The organism is Undibacterium sp. Tian12W (assembly GCF_049339405.1).
Classification (GTDB): Bacteria; Pseudomonadota; Gammaproteobacteria; order Burkholderiales; family Burkholderiaceae_D; genus Undibacterium.
Genome location: NZ_JBMPPK010000006.1, coordinates 149,809 through 169,954 on the forward strand (window position 1 = coordinate 149,809; position 20,146 = coordinate 169,954).

General features: G+C 47.8%; 21 protein-coding genes. 5 read left to right on the plus strand and 16 right to left on the minus strand.

Annotation, left to right across the window (positions count from 1 at the left end; all coding sequences use genetic code 11):
• From cheD to ACO0LI_RS09520, 15 genes are all read right to left on the minus strand, one after another.
• Positions 1–609 carry a chemoreceptor glutamine deamidase CheD gene (gene cheD, locus ACO0LI_RS09450; protein ID WP_422941473.1) on the minus strand — a complete coding sequence of 203 codons (609 nt, stop codon included), beginning with the start codon at positions 607–609 and terminating at the stop codon, positions 1–3.
• Positions 606–1,505 (minus strand): CheR family methyltransferase, encoded by a 900-nt coding sequence (locus tag ACO0LI_RS09455; protein ID WP_423032370.1) that lies wholly within the window; start codon positions 1,503–1,505, stop codon positions 606–608. The genes cheD and ACO0LI_RS09455 overlap by 4 nt, the downstream gene beginning before the upstream one ends.
• Before the next feature lie 233 nt (positions 1,506–1,738).
• Positions 1,739–3,487, minus strand: coding sequence for a methyl-accepting chemotaxis protein (locus ACO0LI_RS09460; RefSeq protein ID WP_423032371.1), 1,749 nt, complete (start codon positions 3,485–3,487; stop codon positions 1,739–1,741).
• A gap of 78 nt (positions 3,488–3,565) precedes the next feature.
• The gene (locus tag ACO0LI_RS09465) at positions 3,566–4,072 is read right to left on the minus strand and encodes a chemotaxis protein CheW (RefSeq protein WP_422951075.1); all 507 of its coding nucleotides are present in this window, start codon (positions 4,070–4,072) and stop codon (positions 3,566–3,568) included.
• Between the two features lie 35 nt (positions 4,073–4,107).
• On the minus strand, positions 4,108–6,141 hold the full coding sequence (cheA, locus tag ACO0LI_RS09470) for a chemotaxis protein CheA (RefSeq protein WP_422951074.1): 2,034 nt from the start codon (positions 6,139–6,141) through the stop codon (positions 4,108–4,110).
• Positions 6,142–6,191: 50 nt separating this feature from the next.
• Complete coding sequence (locus ACO0LI_RS09475) at positions 6,192–6,557, minus strand: response regulator (protein WP_110253733.1); 366 nt, start codon at positions 6,555–6,557, stop codon at positions 6,192–6,194.
• Positions 6,558–6,608: 51 nt separating this feature from the next.
• Positions 6,609–7,157, minus strand: a complete 549-nt coding sequence (locus ACO0LI_RS09480) for a chemotaxis protein (RefSeq protein WP_422951073.1) — start codon at positions 7,155–7,157, stop codon at positions 6,609–6,611.
• 65 nt (positions 7,158–7,222) lie between these two features.
• On the minus strand, positions 7,223–8,146 hold the full coding sequence (gene motB, locus ACO0LI_RS09485; protein ID WP_162059160.1) for a flagellar motor protein MotB: 924 nt from the start codon (positions 8,144–8,146) through the stop codon (positions 7,223–7,225).
• Positions 8,147–8,163: 17 nt separating this feature from the next.
• Positions 8,164–9,024, minus strand: coding sequence for a flagellar motor stator protein MotA (motA, locus tag ACO0LI_RS09490; protein WP_423032372.1), 861 nt, complete (start codon positions 9,022–9,024; stop codon positions 8,164–8,166).
• 118 nt (positions 9,025–9,142) lie between these two features.
• On the minus strand, positions 9,143–9,949 hold the full coding sequence (locus tag ACO0LI_RS09495; protein ID WP_423032373.1) for a class I SAM-dependent methyltransferase: 807 nt from the start codon (positions 9,947–9,949) through the stop codon (positions 9,143–9,145).
• 25 nt (positions 9,950–9,974) lie between these two features.
• Positions 9,975–10,529 (minus strand): flagellar transcriptional regulator FlhC, encoded by a 555-nt coding sequence (gene flhC / locus ACO0LI_RS09500; RefSeq protein ID WP_423032374.1) that lies wholly within the window; start codon positions 10,527–10,529, stop codon positions 9,975–9,977.
• 38 nt (positions 10,530–10,567) lie between these two features.
• Entirely contained in the window at positions 10,568–10,885 is a 318-nt protein-coding gene (flhD, locus tag ACO0LI_RS09505; protein ID WP_110254236.1) for a flagellar transcriptional regulator FlhD, read from the minus strand.
• Positions 10,886–11,421: 536 nt separating this feature from the next.
• Positions 11,422–12,129, minus strand: a complete 708-nt coding sequence (dnaQ, locus tag ACO0LI_RS09510; RefSeq protein WP_423032375.1) for a DNA polymerase III subunit epsilon — start codon at positions 12,127–12,129, stop codon at positions 11,422–11,424.
• A 33-nt stretch (positions 12,130–12,162) separates the two neighbouring features.
• Positions 12,163–13,578: a tRNA lysidine(34) synthetase TilS gene (gene tilS, locus ACO0LI_RS09515; RefSeq protein WP_423032376.1), complete on the minus strand. Its 1,416-nt coding sequence runs from the start codon at positions 13,576–13,578 to the stop codon at positions 12,163–12,165.
• On the minus strand, positions 13,575–14,549 hold the full coding sequence (locus ACO0LI_RS09520; RefSeq protein WP_423032377.1) for an acetyl-CoA carboxylase carboxyltransferase subunit alpha: 975 nt from the start codon (positions 14,547–14,549) through the stop codon (positions 13,575–13,577). The genes tilS and ACO0LI_RS09520 overlap by 4 nt, the downstream gene beginning before the upstream one ends.
• A 556-nt stretch (positions 14,550–15,105) precedes the next feature.
• Here ACO0LI_RS09520 and ACO0LI_RS09525 point away from each other — a divergent pair.
• Genes ACO0LI_RS09525 through ACO0LI_RS09545 form a run of 5 tightly spaced genes read left to right on the plus strand, consistent with a single transcriptional unit; the run spans position 15,106 to position 19,386 of the window.
• Positions 15,106–16,074, plus strand: a complete 969-nt coding sequence (locus ACO0LI_RS09525; protein ID WP_423032378.1) for a L,D-transpeptidase Cds6 family protein — start codon at positions 15,106–15,108, stop codon at positions 16,072–16,074.
• Positions 16,074–17,342, plus strand: a complete 1,269-nt coding sequence (locus ACO0LI_RS09530; protein ID WP_423032379.1) for a L,D-transpeptidase family protein — start codon at positions 16,074–16,076, stop codon at positions 17,340–17,342. The genes ACO0LI_RS09525 and ACO0LI_RS09530 overlap by 1 nt, the downstream gene beginning before the upstream one ends.
• Positions 17,343–17,378: 36 nt before the next feature.
• Complete coding sequence (locus ACO0LI_RS09535) at positions 17,379–18,050, plus strand: peptidylprolyl isomerase (protein WP_423032380.1); 672 nt, start codon at positions 17,379–17,381, stop codon at positions 18,048–18,050.
• A 34-nt stretch (positions 18,051–18,084) separates the two neighbouring features.
• Positions 18,085–18,573 carry a peptidylprolyl isomerase gene (locus ACO0LI_RS09540; protein ID WP_422951063.1) on the plus strand — a complete coding sequence of 163 codons (489 nt, stop codon included), beginning with the start codon at positions 18,085–18,087 and terminating at the stop codon, positions 18,571–18,573.
• Positions 18,574–18,600: 27 nt separating this feature from the next.
• Positions 18,601–19,386, plus strand: coding sequence for a UDP-2,3-diacylglucosamine diphosphatase (locus ACO0LI_RS09545; RefSeq protein ID WP_423032381.1), 786 nt, complete (start codon positions 18,601–18,603; stop codon positions 19,384–19,386).
• A gap of 35 nt (positions 19,387–19,421) precedes the next feature.
• Here ACO0LI_RS09545 and ACO0LI_RS09550 read toward each other — a convergent pair whose 3' ends face one another.
• Positions 19,422–20,114: an ABC transporter ATP-binding protein gene (locus ACO0LI_RS09550; RefSeq protein ID WP_423032382.1), complete on the minus strand. Its 693-nt coding sequence runs from the start codon at positions 20,112–20,114 to the stop codon at positions 19,422–19,424.
• Between the last annotated feature and the right edge of the window lie 32 nt (positions 20,115–20,146).

A 20,146-nucleotide genomic window follows, 5' to 3' on the forward strand; every position in this document is an offset into this window, starting at 1 on the left:
CTAGAACAAATCGACTTCACCACCAACTGAAGTCGTCTTGAGCCTGCTGGCATAATCCTGCTCGCGCCTTCTCAGGGTATCGTTATGTTCCACTTTGAGTTTCTTGACCAGCACCTTACCGGTTCTGGGGAAAAAATAAACTTTACGCGGGTAAATATCATTGAGGTCTTCAGCGGTGACGCGCATTCTTTCAGCCCGCAGATAATCGAGTACAAATCTGGCGTTGCGCTCCCCGACATTGATGGCAGTAAAACCACGCAAGACATTGCCGCCGCCAAACACCTTGGCTTCCATGTTTTCGCGCTTGGCCCCTGCCTTTAACAGTTCATTGATCAGCACTTCCATCGCATAGGTGCCATAGCGCATGGAGGCCGACACTGGATTATCTGCATCCCCGCCGCTATCTGGCAACATGAAATGATTCATGCCACCGACACCGGAAACCCGGTCACGAATGCACGCAGAAACACAGGAACCCAGCACCGTGACAATCAGCATGTCCTTGTTGGTAAAATAAAATTCACCTGGCAGTATTTTGGCGGCATCACAATCGAAAGTTCTGTCGTAATAGACATTCGTTGCAAAATGCTCTTCACTTAGCTGGCTCATGGATTACCCTTTTGCAAATTGCGCAATGTCGCTTTGTTGCCTGCCGCCTGGGATTTACCCAGCTCATAGACTGTTTTCCCTCTCAGCTTGAAATCATCTGAGACATACAGGAAATTTTCTGAATGACCGGCAAACAACAGACCGTCTGACTTCATCAAGGGAACAAATTTCTTCAAGATTTTACCTTGTGTAGGTTTGTCAAAATAAATCATGACATTCCGGCAAAAAATTGCATCGAATTCGCCACTGAGAGGCCAGCCATCTTCCAATAAATTCAACTGCTTGAATGTAACCAGGTCCCGTAATTCTGGCCTCACTCTGACCAGGCCTTCCTGTGCACCCTTGCCTTTCAAGAAGAATTTTCGTGTTCTCTCCGCAGATAATTTTTCTATACGATCAAGGTTATATACACCACGGGATGCTGTCTCCAGCACATTGGTGTCTATATCCGTGGCAATAATGTGCGCGGGCGGGCGCAGAGTTCCGAATGCTTCGCAAAGCGTAATGGCTATAGAATAAGGTTCTTCGCCGGTAGAGCTGGCAGAACACCAGATATTGACCGGCTCATGTTTCCTGGCAATGTGTTCAGCGAGTATGGGGAAGTGATGCTCTTCCCTGAAGAAGGAAGTCAGATTAGTCGTCAGGGCATTGGTAAATGCCTCCCATTCAGACTCAATCTGATTGCTTTCAAGGCCATCAAGATATTCAGAAAACGAGCTGATACCAGTCGCCCGCAAACGACGTGCAAGCCGGCTATATACCATTTCCTGTTTGCTATCTGCCAAGGAAATGCCAGCTCGTTTGTAAATCAGATCTCTGACACGGTCAAAATCCCTGGAGTTAAATGCAAACTCCTTTGAAGTGTCTGATCTGGCTTTATCGATGGATTTCGTCATTCAATGCTTTCCCAAACTTTCCCCGTCTTGTTTCAGAGACGAAAGCTGATTTCAAATAAAAATCCAGATAATCAAGATTACAAAGACATTTTGCCAGACTGAAAGATATTTACTGTTAATTAAGTTAAATTACAAACGTCTTTACTACGGTACTGTGACATTTTGATATGACTAGTGTTTTAAGCTGGACACTCGCAAGTATCCAGGCATAAACACCTTCTACATCCGTAGCTTCAAAATTCTTCCCAGTCGTCTTCAGCAGGTTTGCCTGGCGCAGCAACTGGCTTGCTGGCACGCGCACCCGCATTGTCTGACGCAGGGCTCGCCGCCCTTGGCAAAGCCTTCACTTGAGGCCGCGCATTTGCGACAGGCTTATTAACATTGCTTGCCACCTTGCTGACTACCGGTTTGGCTTGCTGACTTATTTGGGCAGCATTTCCATTGAGTTTGAATACGCTGACCGCTTGCGCCAATGCTACGGCCTGCTCCTCCATACTCTCTGCCGCTGCTGCTGCCTGCTCAACCAGAGCTGCATTCTGCTGCGTCATTTCATCCATTTGCGTGATCGCCAGGTTCACCTGTTCTATACCTGAACTTTGTTCCTGGCTGGCCGCTGTGATCTCGCTCATGATGTCTGCCACATGCTGTACGCTGGTGACAATCTCATCCATGGTCTTGCCTGCCTCATCGACAAGCTTGCTACCCTGATCAACTTTATCGACTGAGTCGCTGATGAGGGATTTGATTTCTTTCGCTGCACTGGCACTGCGCTGTGCAAGATTGCGCACTTCTGCCGCAACCACGGCAAAACCACGACCCTGCTCGCCTGCCCTGGCAGCTTCTACCGCTGCATTCAAGGCCAGGATATTGGTCTGGAAGGCGATTCCATCAATAACACCAATGATATCGACAATCTTGCGCGAACTCTCTTTGATTGAGCCCATGGTATTGACCACTTGCCCTACGACCTCACCACCCTTGACCGCAACGCTCGATGCAGAGACCACAAGCTGATTGGCCTGACGCGCATTGTCGGCATTTTGCCTGACCGTGCTGGTCAGCTCCTCCATCGAGCTAGCGGTTTCTTCCAGCGAGCTGGCCTGTGATTCTGTGCGGCTCGACAAATCAGCATTGCCTGAGGCTATTTCTTGCGAAGCCACGGTAATTGTTTCTGTACCCATCCTGACCTGTCCGACTGTTGAGGCCAGATTGTCATTCATGTTTTTCAGAGCCTGAAACAGCGACGTCACTTCATCATGGCCGGATACGCTTACCTGGCTGCGTAAATCACCTTCTGCCACTGTTTCAGCGAGACTCAGAGCTTCTTGCAAAGGCTGGGTGATGCTGCGGGTGATGGTCCAGGCAAACAGGGCACCAACTATCACGGCTGATGTAAGTATGAGGTACAGCCAGAATGTCAGTTTTGCACCTGCCACTGCAAAATTTTCAAACACCTGTTTTGAGGCGACATCTTGCAAATCAACCAATTTGTTCATTTCCACGATGGATTTTGAACTCAATGGATCTATCACTGTAGCAATGATTTTTGCAGCACCTTCTGCATTAAAAGCCAGCGCCTGACCTACCGCATCCTTTAACGGTTTTTCGATTTCCTTATCTACTTTGGCGATGTCACCAAGGATTTTCTTTTCTTCCTCATTCAAACCAAGGGACGCAATTTTTTCTTTTGCCTCTTCATACTTTTTCCTTTGGGTCTTGACCTTGGTTTCTTCCTTTTGCATTTCACCAACATCGGACTGTATGCCGATATTGCGCATCGCAATGCCACCTTCAAACAAGGCGCTCTTCATGTTATTGGCCAAAACTTGCTTTTGTGCCGCCATGTTCAAGCCTTCTATCATGGCCTTGCGGTTGTTGCCGCTCAAAGCATTGACGAACAAGATCACGGCGATCAGACCCACCAAAATAAGTCCAAAGCCAACACCCAAACGAGTACCAATTTTAAAATTTCTCAGATTCATAGCGTCTCCTATTTATTTTTTAGTCAGTTCTATGTCTACATTTTTTTATCAGTAGCCACTCAGAGAGAAACTAGATCATCATGCTGCAGCATCAACAAGCCCCATTTCTGGACTCGACATCAATTTGTCTATATCAACAAGTATCAACATACGGTCATCCAGCGTACCCAGACCAATCAGGAAATCAGTGCTGAAAGTCGTTCCCATTTCAGGAGCCGGTCTGACTTGTTCGGGCAATAAAGTCGTTACATCGGAAACGCTATCGACCACCATGCCGACTATACGCCCTTCTATATTGAGAATGATGACTACCGTGAACTGGTCATAAGTAGGCGTCCCCAAATTGAATTTGATACGCATATCGACCACAGGCACAATAATGCCGCGCAAGTTGATAACGCCCTTCAAAAAATCAGGGGCATTAGCAATTCTTGTCACGGCCTCATAACCACGTATTTCCTGCACCTTGAGAATGTCGATACCATATTCTTCATTACCCAAAGTAAAAGCAAGGAATTCATGCCCGGCAATATCAGATTTGGCTCCGTCATTGGAAGCATCACCACCATGTGAAATTTGCGTCATTTCTTTTTCCTCGTCTTAAATTTCTGATTCAATCTTCATCGCGCAGTACGCAAAACAGCTGCGACATCCAAAATAAGTGCAACGCCACCATCACCAAGGATAGTTGCGCCAGAGATCCCCGGGACCTTCTTGTAATTTGATTCTATATTTTTTACTACAACCTGCTGCTGTCCTACCAGATCATCAACAAACAAGGCGGCTTTTTTGCCATCTACTTCAACGATGACAACGATGCCATCAGAAGGGTCGGTGTACTTTGGTTCAATATCAAAGTACTCGTATAAAGGTACCAACGGCAGATATTCATCACGCACTTTTACTACCCTGCCCTTGCCACTGATTTCTTTGATATCTGCCTTGGCTGGTTGCAGCGACTCCATGACAAAGCCCAGCGGCAAAATATAAATTTCATTGCCGAATTTAATCGACATGCCGTCAAGTATCGCCAGCGTCAATGGCAAGGAGATCGTAATCGTCGTACCATAACCCATGGCGGAGCGTATATCGACCACACCACCCATGGCCGCAATATTACGCTTGACTACATCCATACCCACACCACGGCCAGAAACATCTGTCACCGTCTCAGCAGTGGAAAAGCCCGGTGCAAAAATCAGCAACCAGACTTCACTATCGCTCATGGAATCAGAAACCGCCAGACCATTTTGCCTGGCCTTGGCAAGAATTTTTTCCCTGTGCAGGCCACCACCGTCATCACTGACTTCGATGACGATATTGCCGCCCTGATGTACTGCGGACAGAGACAATTTACCGGTCTCGCTTTTACCAGTCAGGGCCCTTGCAGCAGGCATCTCTATACCATGATCAATACTATTTCTGACCAGGTGCGTTAAGGGATCGACAATGCGTTCGATCAAACCCTTATCAAGCTCGGTGGAAGCACCATAAGTAACGAATTCAACCTTCTTGCCGAGTTTACTGGCCAAGTCCCTGACCATGCGCGGGAAACGCGAAAAAACATAATCCATAGGCATCATGCGTATGGACATCACTGCCTCTTGCAGGTCGCGGGTATTTCTTGTCAGATGGGCGACACTACTCAGCAAACGCTCATTCGCAATCGGGTCAAGGTCCTGAGTGCGTTGCTCCAGCATCGCCTGAGTAATGACCAGCTCGCCGATCAGGTTGATCAATTGATCAACTTTTTCTATGCCTACCCTGATGGTGGAAGACTCTTGAGAAGCAGCAGGTTTTTCCACTTTTTTCTCAGCTTGTGGTGCCTGCTTCTCGGGTTGCACTATCTCTGGCGTTTTTTCGACAACGGCATCAGACTTGCCTTCTTCTGGCGGGAACATTGATTCCAACGGTTCAAAAAAGCCATAGCCCAAGTCATCGTCAGTTGGGGCAGCTTTACTGGCAGGCAGATTCGCTATCTGTTCTTCGGTGATTTTCAGTGTATCGGGATTGAGAATGAAAGAGCAGATAGATATGATGTCATCCTTGCTCTCATTGGTGCGCAATGCAAGAACCACATTCTTGCCATTATTATCGAGCCGTGAAATCGCCCCTAAAAGGCCGAGTTCAGACATGATGGCTGCAGCATCTGCCTCTGACACGTCAGGCATTTCAATTTTGTATGCCGTATTGAACACGACATCTGCATGGTCGATTTCTGAATGATGGCTGATAAAACTCGCGGTGGGCGCGGCCACCGGCACCGCATCCTGCGATAAGGACTGCAATAACATCCTGACATCTGCGACCGCATCCTGATCGACAGGCGTGCCCAGCCTGTGCCCATCAAGCTGCATCTTTAAAATATCTTTGGCAATCAGAAAAGCATCGACATGCTCCCCTGTCAACGCCATTTCTCCCTTGCGTATTTTATCGAGCAGTGACTCCAGTATATGCGTCACTTCCGTCATATCTGTCAGGCCAAAGGTCGAAGCACCGCCCTTGATGGAATGAGCTGCCCTGAATATGGCATTCAAATCCTCAGGATCAGGCGAAGAGATATCGACGCCAAGTAACAATTTTTCCTTCTCGGCAAGAAGCTCTTCCGCCTCGTCGAAAAACACTTGGAAAAACTGACTCATGTCAATCGTCATTATTAAACTCCGTGATTTTCATTTGTTTGCCCAGACACCGGGCCAATAATTCAGCCAATCACTTTTTTAACTACTTCAGTCAACTTTTGTGGATCAAAGGGCTTCACCAGCCAGCCATTCGCACCGGCCGCACGCCCCTTCGCCTTCATGTCATCACTTGATTCTGTTGTCAGCATCAGGATAGGTACGCGCGCATAAGATGGCAAACCGCGCAGGGATTTGATCAGGGTCAGGCCATCCATGCGTGGCATATTCTGATCTGTGAGCACCAGATCAACCACCTGGTTACGCGCTTTTTCCAGACCATCCTGGCCATCTACTGCCTCTATTACCTGATATCCGGCTGCTTTTAAACTGAAAGCGACCATCTGCCTCAGAGAGCCAGAATCATCCACAGCTAAAATTGTCTTGGCCATATTTACTCCGTTATACGAATTGTAGGCAGCTTAAGCTTGCTGCCACTTGATTTAAAATAACTCTATGTCACCGCTATCCATATGCTTTTGATGCACTGCTTTACGTAACAAATTCTTCAGGTCGGCGCTTTGTTTTTCCAGGCGCACGGTGGTCTCGCGCAACAAGGCTGTCAACTCGTCCGTTTCACCGTCATGCTCTATATCATTACCCACTACGCCCAAGGTGCCCAATACTTCACGCAAACCTTCGCAACGCTGTAATGTGCGCGAGATCAACTGGCTGGTCAAATCCTGGAATTGCAAACTGGTGACGGCCGAACTGATATGTGTTGCGATATCTCCCTGAATTGCCTTGAGCCGTAACACACTGTCATCTGCAACACTGCCAGAACTGATGATCAGATTGATTTCTTCCTGTTCGCTTGATATTGCTGCATGCAGCGCCATGAAGCTGACACCCAGCTTTTCTATCGCTTCACCCAAGAGTATCGTTGTTTGCGCAAGGTCAGTCTCAACCTCCAGCAAATGTGCATTTCCATGATCAGACACACCTGATAAAAGTTGCTTAACCTGAGAACCCAACAGTTTCTTTTTGGACATCTTAAGCATCCTATCTATGCATATTGACTTAATGATGCTGCAGTCTTATTTGTAGCTTGCTTATATCAAGGTTTGACTGAAATTTCAGCGCTTGAGTCAGACTGATTTGCAACCTCAATAGAGCCGCCGTCCTGCGAAGCAGATTCTTCTGCTTTTTTATTCATGACGATGATGCTAATTCTGCGGTTAATCGGATTCAGAGGGTCTGCCTTGTCGAACAAAACAGAGGACGACAATCCGACGACTCTCAACACCTTGGTCTCATCCATGCCACCATAAATCAACTCCCGCCTGGAGGCGTTGGCACGGTCGGCAGACAATTCCCAATTGCTATAACCGCGTTCACCACTACCATAAGGCGCAGAATCAGTATGACCAGAAAGGCTGATGCGATTAGGTACATCATTAAGTGCCTTGCCTATTTCATGCAGGATTTCCCTCGTATAGGGTTGCAGATCCGCCTTGGCTGAGGCAAACATGGGGCGATTTTGTTCATCCACCATCTGTATGCGCAAACCGTCTGTGGTGATATCAAGTAAAAGCTGCTTCTTGTATTGCTTCAGTGTAGGGTTGGATTCTATGGCCGCTTCAATCTTGGACTTCAGGCCCTTTAAGCGCTCAGCCTCAACCTTTGCCAGAGCAGCCTCGGCAGCCTGCAGGTTATAAGTTTTCTTTTGCGTGTCAATCTCACCTTTACGGCTTTGCCCTTCACGCGCACTCAAATCCTTGCCGCCACCTTTGATCACGCTGGAACTGTCACCACTACCATCGCCGCCAGCCATTGCCACTTTTAAAGGAGTTTGAAAATACTCAGCGATACCATTCAAATTACCTTTGGCAGTAGAGCCCAGCAACCACATTAACAGGAAAAACGCCATCATCGCCGTCACAAAGTCAGCATAGGCAATTTTCCAGGCGCCACCATGATGGCCGCCGGCCACCTTCTTGATGCGCTTTACAATAATTGGTCGTAGTTCTTCGCTTGCCATCATCAATCCAGTTTTTATTATTTAGATTTCGATTGCTTAATATGTTCTTCCAGCTCGCTGAAGGTCGGTCTTTCAGTGGAATACAACACCTTGCGGCCAAACTCTACAGCCAATGCCGGCGCATAACCATTCAGGCTGGCCAGCAAAGTCACCTTGATGCACTGGAAGGTCTTGGATGATTCATCCAGTTGCTGCTCCATCAAACCAGCCAGCGGACCAACAAAACCATAAGCCAGCAAAATACCCAGGAAAGTACCCACCAGGGCATGTGCAATCAGGATACCGAGTTCTGATGGCGGGATACCCACAGACTCCATCGTATGCACCACCCCCATCACCGCAGCCACGATACCGAACGCTGGCAGACCATCACCGAGCTTGGCAATGAAGTGGGCAGGAACAGCACCTTCGTGATGATGTGTTTCCAATTCATTGTCCATCAGGTTTTCAATCTGGAATGCGTCCATATTCCCTGAAACCATCAGGCGCAGGTAATCTCCTATGAATTCCATCATATGATGGTCATGAACGATAGAAGGATATTTACTGAACAAGGGGCTGTCTTCAGGCTTTTCAATATCACCCTCGATAGACATCAGACCTTCTTTGCGTACCTTGGTCAGGACGTCAAACATCATGGTCATCAATTCCATATACAAGGCTTTTGTATATTTGGAACCTTTCAAGACGCTGGGCAAGGCCTTGACAGTGGCTTTCAGGGTTTTCGCATTATTACCAACCAGTGAAGCGCCAAGTGCGGCGCCACCTATCATCAATAATTCCAGGGGTTGGAACAACACTGCCAGATGTCCACCGGACATGACAAAGCCACCAAACACTGAGCCCAACACGACGAGATAGCCGACGATAACTAACACGAGCTTTTACTCCTTAGAGGGAATTTTTTATAATATCGACTACACTACCTCAGTCCGGAAGCATTCACCAGAAATGGAAGGTTAAATATTGCTTCAGGAATACATTTCACTATATGCATTATATGCGCCAGACATACAGAACGGGGTCATTAGCATTGCTTTTTATAGTTAAATCCGCCTCAACACCTGGCACTTTGAATTCATAACTCATGAATTGCGTACCCGGCCGCATCTCAGCACTGACCTTTTCCCACAAGTCTGGCATGGCAGCAGGCGACAGGTAAGCAAAGACCACATCGAATTCAGCGAAATCCAGTTGCAAATAATCTTTTAAATAGAATCGAACCTTAGGCCCCGCCCATTTAGCCCTTAACCAGCTGACCAGCCAAGGAAAAGGCGCGACTTCTACCCCGAAAAAAGACTGCTGGGGTCGCAACTTGGCAAGACTGACCGAGACACCACCAAAACCGCTGCCAATATCAATAAAAGACAAATCATGATGCACAGGTAGTTGCTCAAGAATACACGGCAACAAACTGGATTTGGAAGGAAAATATGGAACTTGGGTGCGGTAAGTTGACCAAAACAACAATACCATCACCACAAAAATACCCAGACTGACGCCAGGGTGCAGCTGAAAGACCAGCGAAGCGACAACTGCAAAGGGAAAGATGAATTGTATCAACCACCACCACCAATTCATACGCAGCAAGTAACTGCACGCAGAAGCAAGGCTGGCGTGAATGAAAAGCAGTAAGAAGGGAGAAAGTTTGCTACCGAATTGCCACCGGTCGGTGGCGTATAGCAGATAAGACAGGAGCAGAGCAAATAACTGGATAAGCACGGCAAGGATGACAGGCGAAGAAAACACTCCGTCATCCGGTAGGAGTTTGCCTTTGCGGGTTTTCGATGATGCTACCTCCAAGGCTCCTCCTGAATTTTATGCCACCTTATGCCACCATTTCCAGCGCGGCCTCCGCATCTTTTGCTTTTTTTGTTTTACCTGCCCGTGACGGGACGTGGCATAAACCACAAGCATAATCATCATGCAAATCCAGGCTATGCGCAACAAAATGCCCGCTGCATTTGCAACATTTTGCAAAACTGAGCATTTTACCTTCAAAGAAGCGCACCAGCGTCCAGGCGCGTGTCAGAGACAAAACAGGCTCCTCACTTGCAGGAACAGGTACTTGCTCCAGATACAGGCGATACGCCTTGATGACTGCGTCGATACCATCCACACCGGCATGCTCACGCAGATATTTATGAATATTCATGAACAGGGAAGAATGGATATTTGGCTGCCAGGTAATAAACCAGTCGGCAGAAAAAGGCAGCATGCCTTTTGGAGGAGATACACCCTTCAACTCCTTGTATATCTTCAGCAGACGCTCACGCGACAAGGAAGTCTCGGATTCCAGCAACTGCAATCTGGCACCCAAATTGACCAATTCAATTGCCAATTGAATTTCGTGAGCCTCGTTTACTACGCTTTTGCTTGCCATGATATTTCTCCGTCCGCTTTGATTCAATGCCCGACAAATTAATGGATTTCTTCAACTGGCTGACCGGCCATCAAAATCGCAGCATGGGAATGTGCAAGCGCACGCTCCTTGTTGTAATTTGTCAACATGCACAAAATCGAGCTGTCTTCGAAACGGAAGCGCGCCAACATCATATTGGAACCAGCCAGCTTCAAGATCTGGGCATTATTCAAACCTTCTATCAGGTCCGCAATTTCTTTGCCTATACCCAAACGGAAAATAGCGGTCGCTTTATCAGCGCGAATCATTTGTTGTGCCAACATCAAATAACTCAAATTGGCATCCCGAATCTCGGCCATCATATCGTTCTGCGTCATTTTCCCACCCTCCAGTTTTGTTATCAGCGGCATGTTTGCGTTGCCAGTGAGATACATTGTGCAGGCTGGTCAAAAGCGGCTGTATAAGCGCGATTCCGTATTTAAACCAAGAATAAAACGAAGGCATGCCATAGGAAAATATCCTACAGGCACATTTAGACATCTACAAAATGAAATTTCGTAGAAAACAGATTTTTATTTTTTCGGATTAGCAAAATCAGCCAATTCAAAAAACATCAATGAAAACAAAGACTTGCGCAAAATTCGATCTTTTACCACATCGTCTTATAATCATTAACGGCAGCACTTTAGAAAACTTTAGGGAAAATTTAAAAATATTTTCGAATTATTTTCATATCCATCTAACGGCAACAAATTGTGAAATCTTTAGGGTTGGACTCAAAAAAAATCAAAAAAAAATCACCTGTTTGCAACAGGTGATCCTTTTTGATGCCTCCATGTGGCTTTTTAAGCTACTATTTTTCACATTTATTACATTTAAAACAATATGAAACAAAACTGCCTCAGTATATTTCCTACGCAGTCGTATGCCAGATGCACTTATCTTTGATTTGCTTATCCAAACCAATCAGTAACGTCTCATGCTCAGCCATCTCCTCTTCCGTTGCCATTAAGACCGCGATCTCTCCAACGGGCGCATCAAAGGCCACGACTTCTTGCACTTTTGGGGTGTCGTCTTCTTCGATATCAATTTCAAAGCTGTTCTGCCCCCGTGACATTGCCAGGAAAACATCTGCCAGCAATTCAGCATCCAGCAAAGCGCCATGCAGTTTGCGGTGGGAGTTGGAAATTTCATAACGGGTACAAAGGGCATCCAGCGAATTACGCTTCCCTGGATGCAATTCTTTTGCCTGCACCAGGGTATCAATGACGCTAGGGCAATATTCGGTCAATACCGGCAAGTTCAGACGTGCTAGTTCGGCATTCAAAAAACCCACGTCAAAAGGTGCGTTATGAATAATGATTTCTGCACCTTTGATATATTCGCAAAACTCTTCCGCGACCTGGGCAAACTTGGGCTTGTCACTTAAAAACTCGGTGGTCAGTCCGTGGACTGCCAACGCACCCTCTTCAGAGTCACGCTCTGGGTTGATGTAACGATGAAAATTATTACCCGTCAGCTTGCGGTTAATTAATTCTACGCAACCAATTTCAATGATGCGGTCGCCATTGCGCGCATTCAAACCCGTGGTTTCGGTATCAAGGACCAATTGCCTACGCATGTTCACTATTCCTATAAAGCTACAACACTTAATTTAATCAAAAACCCAGCGCAGGGAGATGCCGGCAGCCAGCTCACTCTGGCAAAACCGGCTCTGCATCCCGACTCCGGCGGCAAATAATAAATCTTTGCCAATAGAGACATAAGGTAAGCGCTCCCGTTGCCAGAAAGGTATCTGCAAAGACTGGTAATGACTCTTCATATCACGGGTAGGCCGGTTTTCTGCCAGCTTGAGGCGTTCCCCTCCCCTGCGCAAATGCATGGTCAGCGGCTGCCGCTTTAACCAGGAGGCATCCAGCCCATGCTCAGCCGTATCAAAATACAGGCTGCCAGCAAACTCTGGGAAGTGAATATGATCCTGACTTTCCCAGACAAACTCCCGCAGCTGATCTTGCTCAGCCATTCCGGCATTTTGCGCAGACAGATAGACGATGTTTTTATAGCGATGTATGGCGACAGTATCGTGGTGGACCGTAATACGTGCATCCTCACGCCCCTCAAATAGCTGATTTTGCATTTCCTTCAGGCGTGAAGTCGTAGGCATGCGTACGCCCGCCCTTGAAAACCAGTGACGAAACAAATTATCCTTGCGGGCAGGACTTAACTCACGCATGGCGGCAATATCCAGCCCTGTATCAACTGAGCAACTGGCAAAATCTTGCTGAGCAACTTCAAGCATCAAATCTTGTGCAGCCTGGAAATGCGTAGCCGAACGGGCTATACGCTCCGAGTAACCCGGTGACAGGGTGTCAAGTACCGGCATGACACTATGACGTATGGCATTACGCAGATAGCGCTGGTCAGTATTTGATTCATCTTCTATATAACTCAAGCCACGCTGACTTGCATAGGCTTCCAGCGTTGCCCGCTTTTCAGACAACAATGGCCGCCCCAGCATGACCTGGTCATGGCCAAACAGATTAGGTGCACGATGACAAACATCCATGCCTGACATCCCGGCCACTCCGCTACCACGAAGCAATTGCAATAACAGGGTTTCTGCTTGGTCATCCTGATGATGGGCTGCCAGAATCAAGGGAGTGCCAGTATCTTTCGCCATTCGCCCCAAAGCTTCATAGCGCCCCTTACGGGCAGACGCCTCGACACCATCACCGCTGTCGCGGGACACCTGGATACGTTCGGCATGAAAACTGACTTCGCCTGTAACGCATACGGTCCTGCAGTGATCAAGCCAGGCATCCGCATTTGGACTCAGGCCGTGATGTACGTGAAAAGCATGCAGTGAGATTTTGGCGCGGCGGCAGTAATTGATTGCCAGGTCAAGTAAGACCGTTGAATCCAGACCGCCGCTATAGCCTACTGCGAGGCCATTTTGCAATTTTCCTGCGCCGGAATCAGCAAAAGAGCCAGCAAAGGAATCAGCAATAATGGCATCGAGTTTTTTTGAGAATGTTTGCTCAAGACTGGAGCAATGTTGATCTGGCCTCATTCAGCAAGTTTCGTTTCCTTAAACTTGCCATAGCTCATTAATTTTTCATGGCGGGCAGTCAGCAAGTCCTTGGTTTTAACACCCTGGAATTGACGCAAGGTATCTGCCAAAGCACGTTTAACCAGAGCACACATCTGTTTTGGGTCCCTGTGGGCACCACCCAGGGGCTCATTGATGATCTTGTCGATCAAACCCATGGCTTTGAGCCTGTGTGCTGTCAAACCAAGCGCTTCTGCGGCATCGGATGCACGATCAGAGGTCTTCCACAAGATGGAGGCACAACCTTCAGGGGAAATGACTGAATAAGTCGCATATTGCAACATCAATACGGCATCGCCAACCGCCAGCGCCAAAGCGCCACCAGAACCGCCCTCACCAATAATGGTAGTGATCAGTGGCACTTTCAGCTCAGCCATCACATACAGGTTATGCCCAATGGCTTCTGACTGGCCGCGCTCTTCAGCATCTATACCAGGCCAGGCACCGGTAGTGTCCACAAAGGTGAACACTGGAATATCAAATTTCTCGGCCAGCTTCATCAGGCGCATGGCCTTGCGGTAGCCTTCTGGCTTGGGCATACCAAAATTACGCAGAGCACGTTCTTTGGTATCGCGACCTTTTTGATGGCCCATGACCATGCAGGCCTGACCATTAAATCGTGCCAGACCGCCTACAATGGACTGATCATCAGAGAAACTTCGGTCACCATGCAACTCATGGAAATCCGTAAACATCTGGTTCACGTAGTCCATGGTGTATGGACGCTGGGGATGACGGGAAATCTGCGACACCTGCCATGGAGTCAACTTGGCGTAAATATCCTTGGTTAACATCTGGCTTTTTTTCGACAGCCGGTCTATTTCCTCAGAAATATCGACTGCGGAATCATCCTGAACAAAACGCAGTTCTTCTATTTTTGTTTCCAGCTCTGCAATTGATTGTTCAAAATTTAAAAATGTCGTTTTAGTCATCGTGCCTCCTTAACATCACACGAGTTGATAAAAAAATCCAATTTCATTCTGGCGCGGGCGCAATGTTTAATTGAATAAAGTGTCGCTTTACCAAGCGTACAAAAGAACCATTTAGATGATTTTTTTGCAAAATTCATAAGCCTGCATATTGGACATATTGTCCTGACGGAGCAGATTAGATATCAAAACTGGTCTCGCTGTCCAGTGTTCAGCACTTTTTGTCCGGGTCAGGGCGGCCAAAATCATCCCCGATAATCTGCTGCAGCGAGCAAATACACTGGCAATATTCAACCGCCTCGCAGCAGAACATCATGGAATTTGTTGCAACTGAAAAATAAACAGGAGCCAAAGTGCAGCTTACTTGTCAAAGTAATTGTCAAACACCCATAGTCAGCAACTTATTTGATAAGATGGCGCTTTGCTTAATAGTCAGTATACCATTGCAGCTTACATGTTCTGCCAAACTCCTATAAATCCAAGACCGAACACCATGCGCCACATTTTAAAGAATGTTGTTACCTCAGTTCTTACGTTATCTAGCCTGTCATTGCTGTTGATGTCCGCTCACGTCAGGGCAGATGATGCTGCCGACGTTGGCAAATTGCTCAGATCTGGTCAGGTAAGCGAAGCCTTGCAAAAAGTCGAGGCCGCCCTGGCGCAACGCCCCAAGGATGCGCAGATGCGTTTTCTGAAGGGATTGATACTGACAGAACAGAATAAATCCGCTGAAGCCATCACCGTTTTCTCGAAGCTGACTGACGATTACCCAGAATTGCCCGAGCCCTACAATAACCTGGCCGTTCTGTATGCCTCGTCCGGCCAATACGATAAGGCCCGTGCAGCCCTGGAAATGGCCATCAGGACCAATCCGACTTATGGCACGGCCCACGAAAACCTCGGTGATGTATATGCAAAACTGGCGAGCCAGGCCTATGACAAGGCCTTGCAACTTGATGCAAGCAATAATACTGCCAAGTTAAAACTGACCCTGGTCAAAAATCTGGTGGGCAATACTACTGGTGGCACTAATCCTAAAACTGCCATGGCATCCCAGGCTGCTGCGGGCACAGCTACCCCGACCAAGGCCAGCGCTGCCACAGTTGCGGCTGCAAAACCCGAGGCAGAAACAGCCAAGCCAGAACCAAAATCCAAACCGGCACCTGCGGTCACTGCTTCTGGCGACAAGTCAGAAGACGATGTGCTCAAAGCGGTAGAAAACTGGGCCAAGGCCTGGAGCAGCAAAGACACCAATGCCTATCTGGGGCATTACGCAAAAGACTTTCAGACACCAAAAGGTGAATCCTACAAAGCCTGGGCTGACGAACGCCGTAACAGGATAGAAGGCAAAGGCCGCATCAATGTTAAAATTGAATCTGCCAAAATTGATGTCGATGGCAATACAGCGACGGTTAAATTCCGCCAGATATATACGTCTGACCAGTTGACTGCCAATAGCCGTAAAACCTTGCACATGGTGAAGCAAGACGGCAAATGGCAGATCAAACAGGAGCGTGCGGGTAGCTAATGTTTTTCGCTGTCAATTCTGATGCTCCGGCCACAAACACAGCCGGAAAATCACGCATTTTTGCTGTTCTTGCACTGACATGCCTGGCGTACCTGGTTACGCCACTGCAAGTCATGGCCAAGTCACGCCCCAATAAAGTTGCTCCGGCCGAGATCAATCCAAATGCCCCTGATCCAGATGCCCTGCTAATCGAGGTTTACAAAAACCTGGCGGCAAATAATCTGCAGCAGGCGCAAACCAAGATTGATGCGCTGGTAGAAGCCTACCCGCACTTCCAGTTGGCGCACCTGATACAGGGCGACCTGCTGCTGATGCACACCCGCCCGGTACGCAGTTTTGGTGTCGGTGCACTGACACAGCCAGATAAACTGAAAGACTTGAGGGATGAGGCAGCGGCGCGCATACGCTCCTACCGTGAGCGCCCGGCCCCTGACCTGATACCTAAGGCCATACTGCAATTACGGGATGACCAGAAACAGGCCATCGTCGTCGATGCGAAAAAATCGCGCTTATATGTGTATGAGAATGCGGCAGGGCAGCCCCGTCTGATCAATGACTTCTACATCAGCCAGGGCAAGTTTGGCATCAACAAGCTCAAAGAAGGTGATCAAAAAACACCTATAGGCGTGTATTACATTACCAGCCGCCTGGCGGGCACCAAACTGCCAAGCTTTTATGGCCCCGGCGCCCTGCCCTTGAATTATCCAAATGAATGGGACAAGTTCAATGGCCGCAATGGCTCAGGCATCTGGTTGCATGGCATGCCACCAGAGAGCTTCAGCCGCCCCCCGCTGGCATCAGATGGCTGCGTGGTTTTGACGAATCCGGACTTTTTAAAAATATCGTCCATGGTCGATATAGGAAAAACGCCCGTCATCATCAGTGAGCAAGTGGAGTTCGTCAGTCGCAATAAATGGATACTGGACAGAAACTTTGCCGAAAAATTGCTGGATGACTGGCGCCTGGACATGCAAAGCCAGAATGCCAACCGCATTCTGACAAACTATTCACGCAACTTTAAAACTACCCAGGGCGACAATTTGAATACCTGGTTTCCCAAACAGCAGCAAAGCTGGGATAACTGGCATAATCCTGCTATTAAGTTAAAAGATGTGACCCATTTCCGCTACCCGGGCAAGGATGAGCTGATAGTCAGCACCTTTACCCAGGAAACCAGCAATGGAAAAAGCAAAGCGGCCATTCGTAAGCGCCAGTACTGGCTGAAAGAAGCTGCCAGATGGCGCATAATTTACGAAACCACTGTCTGAACCTTTGTGTACCCTTAACTCATCAACCAATAACGTATGCTGAATATGAAAATTTCAAAATCCGGATTACATAGCGTATTGCTGGGCACCTGCCTGATGATGGCAAGTGCTTTCAGTTTTGCCGAAGGGCAACCTAAAGTTTCCCTGAAGACCAATATGGGTGAAATCGTCATTGAGCTCTACCCGGAAGCCGCTCCAAAAACAGTGGATAATTTTCTCAAGTATGTCAAAAACGGACATTACAAAGGAACGATTTTTCACCGTGTCATTGATAATTTCATGATACAGGGTGGCGGTTACGACAAGGACATGAGGGAAAAACCGACGAATAAACCTGTACCGCTGGAGGCACGAGAAGCACTGGAACATGGCTTGAAAAATGATCTCGGTGTCGTTGCCATGGCCCGTACGCAAGACCCTAATTCTGCCAGCGCGCAGTTTTTTATCAATGTCAAAGACAATGACTTCCTGAATCATCAGGTTTTGCCTGAAGGTGATCCGGTCGAATTCCAGTACCGTGGCAATACGGTCAGTGAAAGGCGCGCCCGCGCATTGGCAATGACTGCTGGCTATACACCCTTTGGCAAAGTCATCAAGGGCATGGAAGTCGTAGAAAAAATTAAAGTGGTAGAAACTGGTGAAGCTAAAATGATGCAAAATGTACCAAACAAACCAGTTATCATCCAATCCGCTACCTTGTTAAAATAAACAAATCACTAAACTTTTTAAATGAAGGACTATCATGGCCGTTATTCTGACCACCAACTTCGGTGACATCAAGATTGAACTGAACGAAGAAAAAGCTCCAAAAACTGTTGCCAATTTCCTGGCCTATGTTGAATCTGGTCACTACAACGGCACGATCTTCCATCGCGTAATTGATGGTTTCATGATACAAGGCGGCGGTTTTGAGCCAGGCATGAACCAAAAATCCACCAATGCACCTATCGAAAATGAAGCCAAGAATGGCTTGAAAAACGAACGTTATGCATTGGCCATGGCACGTACTGGCGACCCGCACTCTGCTTCTGCCCAGTTTTTCATCAACACGGCAAATAACAGCTTCCTTGACTATCCAGGTCAGGACGGCTGGGGTTACTGCGTATTTGGCAAAGTCGTCGAAGGCACGGATATTGTTGATAAAATCAAAGGCGTTAAAACTACCCGCACTGGCATGTTCCAGGACGTACCGGTAGAAAACGTCGTGATCGAAAAAACACAGATCGTTTAATCGCATACGCTCTCACTACCCTACTTCATGATCGCAGACCACAACGCGAATCAGACAAAAGCGCAACCTGAACTGGTTGCGCTTTTTGTTTCTGACACACACTTAAATCCTGCCCTGCCTCTCACCACGGTGGCGTTCCTGAGTTTTCTTGAAAAACAGGCAGTGCAGGCGAAGGCCCTGTATTTGCTCGGCGACCTGTTTGAGTATTGGGTGGGCGACGACAATATCGACAATTCCTATAATGCATCCATAGTCCACGCCCTGCGCAAAGTCCATGATCAGGGCGTGCAACTGTACTGGATAGCAGGTAACCGTGACTTTTTGATAGGCCGCGATTTTTCTGCAGCGACTGGCGCAGTGTTATTGGAAGATCCCACTGTTATTGATTTGGCTGGAAAAAAAGTGGTGATTGCCCATGGCGATGCACAGTGCACAGATGACCACGCTTACATGAAATTTCGTGCGCAAGTCAGGCAAGTGGAGTGGCAAAAGACTTTTCTGGCCATGCCGCTTGATCAGCGCAAAAAAATCATTGAAGGCTTGCGCACTGAAAGCAAGATGGAACAAAAACAGAAATCTGTCGCCATCATGGATGTGAATGCAGATGCCATCGCAGCACTGTTCCAGCAAACGGGCGCCAGCACCATGATACATGGCCACACCCACAGGCCAGCCATACATAGTAGCGGTGAAAAAACCCGATATGTATTGCCGGACTGGGATTGTGAAGATCAGGATAAGCGAGGCGGCTGGCTCGCGGCTTACAGCGATGGCAGCATCAAGACTTATAACTGGGATGGAACCCTGAAATAAATCTTTACATAAATGCTTAGATAAATCCTAAGCCTTCAGGTATTTAAAGTGTCCAAGCGCAAATGACCTGCACTGATAGTCAGCACGCGGCCACATCGTGCGGCAATCGACAGATCATGCGTGACCAGCACCAGGGTAGAACCACGCTCACGGTTCAACGTAAACATCAAGTTGATAATCGCTTCACCAGTGGCAGCGTCCAGACTGCCAGTCGGTTCATCAGCAAACAGCAAAGGTGGCTCGGTCACAAAAGCACGCGCTAGTGCCACCCGTTGTTGTTCACCTCCAGATAAAAACTTGGGATAATGCCTGAGCCGGGAACCGAGCCCGACATGCTCCAGCATTTTTTCCGCCTTGGCACGTGACTGCTTGTCACCACGCAATTCCAGTGGCAGCATGACATTTTCAAGGGCATTCAAGTGCATCAATAACTGAAAGGACTGGAATACAAAACCCAGGTTTTCCTTGCGAAATTGTGCTCTGCCATCCTCGGTCAAATCAAAAATATCCACGCCATCAAGCAAGACCTTGCCTTCCGTTGGCGTATCCAGGCCAGCCAGGATGCCCAGCAAGGTCGATTTACCTGAACCAGAAGCGCCAACAATTGCAAGCGTCTGCCCGGCTTGCGCGGTAAAATCTATACCATTCAGGATACTGAGCTCGCCGGTGGCGTCTGCTACACGCTTGCTCAGGTGCTTTACTTCTATTGCCGCTTTGTTTGATTCCATAAGGTCTTTGCGTATGCTATTTTCTCAATTGT

Bases quoted from the DNA above. Each gene is read 5' to 3' on its own strand.
- cheD (WP_422941473.1), bottom strand. From the start codon at position 609: ATGAGCCAGCTAAGTGAAGAGCATTTTGCAACGAATGTCTATTACGAC.
- ACO0LI_RS09455 (WP_423032370.1), bottom strand. From the start codon at position 1,505: ATGACGAAATCCATCGATAAAGCCAGATCAGACACTTCAAAGGAGTTT.
- ACO0LI_RS09460 (WP_423032371.1), bottom strand. From the start codon at position 3,487: ATGAATCTGAGAAATTTTAAAATTGGTACTCGTTTGGGTGTTGGCTTT.
- ACO0LI_RS09465 (WP_422951075.1), bottom strand. From the start codon at position 4,072: ATGACGCAAATTTCACATGGTGGTGATGCTTCCAATGACGGAGCCAAA.
- cheA (WP_422951074.1), bottom strand. From the start codon at position 6,141: ATGACGATTGACATGAGTCAGTTTTTCCAAGTGTTTTTCGACGAGGCG.
- ACO0LI_RS09475 (WP_110253733.1), bottom strand. From the start codon at position 6,557: ATGGCCAAGACAATTTTAGCTGTGGATGATTCTGGCTCTCTGAGGCAG.
- ACO0LI_RS09480 (WP_422951073.1), bottom strand. From the start codon at position 7,157: ATGTCCAAAAAGAAACTGTTGGGTTCTCAGGTTAAGCAACTTTTATCA.
- motB (WP_162059160.1), bottom strand. From the start codon at position 8,146: ATGGCAAGCGAAGAACTACGACCAATTATTGTAAAGCGCATCAAGAAG.
- flhC (WP_423032374.1), bottom strand. From the start codon at position 10,529: ATGGCAAGCAAAAGCGTAGTAAACGAGGCTCACGAAATTCAATTGGCA.
- flhD (WP_110254236.1), bottom strand. From the start codon at position 10,885: ATGACGCAGAACGATATGATGGCCGAGATTCGGGATGCCAATTTGAGT.
- dnaQ (WP_423032375.1), bottom strand. From the start codon at position 12,129: ATGCGTAGGCAATTGGTCCTTGATACCGAAACCACGGGTTTGAATGCG.
- tilS (WP_423032376.1), bottom strand. From the start codon at position 13,578: ATGAGGCCAGATCAACATTGCTCCAGTCTTGAGCAAACATTCTCAAAA.
- ACO0LI_RS09520 (WP_423032377.1), bottom strand. From the start codon at position 14,549: ATGACTAAAACGACATTTTTAAATTTTGAACAATCAATTGCAGAGCTG.
- ACO0LI_RS09525 (WP_423032378.1), top strand. From the start codon at position 15,106: ATGTCCGCTCACGTCAGGGCAGATGATGCTGCCGACGTTGGCAAATTG.
- ACO0LI_RS09530 (WP_423032379.1), top strand. From the start codon at position 16,074: ATGTTTTTCGCTGTCAATTCTGATGCTCCGGCCACAAACACAGCCGGA.
- ACO0LI_RS09535 (WP_423032380.1), top strand. From the start codon at position 17,379: ATGCTGAATATGAAAATTTCAAAATCCGGATTACATAGCGTATTGCTG.
- ACO0LI_RS09540 (WP_422951063.1), top strand. From the start codon at position 18,085: ATGGCCGTTATTCTGACCACCAACTTCGGTGACATCAAGATTGAACTG.
- ACO0LI_RS09545 (WP_423032381.1), top strand. From the start codon at position 18,601: ATGATCGCAGACCACAACGCGAATCAGACAAAAGCGCAACCTGAACTG.
- ACO0LI_RS09550 (WP_423032382.1), bottom strand. From the start codon at position 20,114: ATGGAATCAAACAAAGCGGCAATAGAAGTAAAGCACCTGAGCAAGCGT.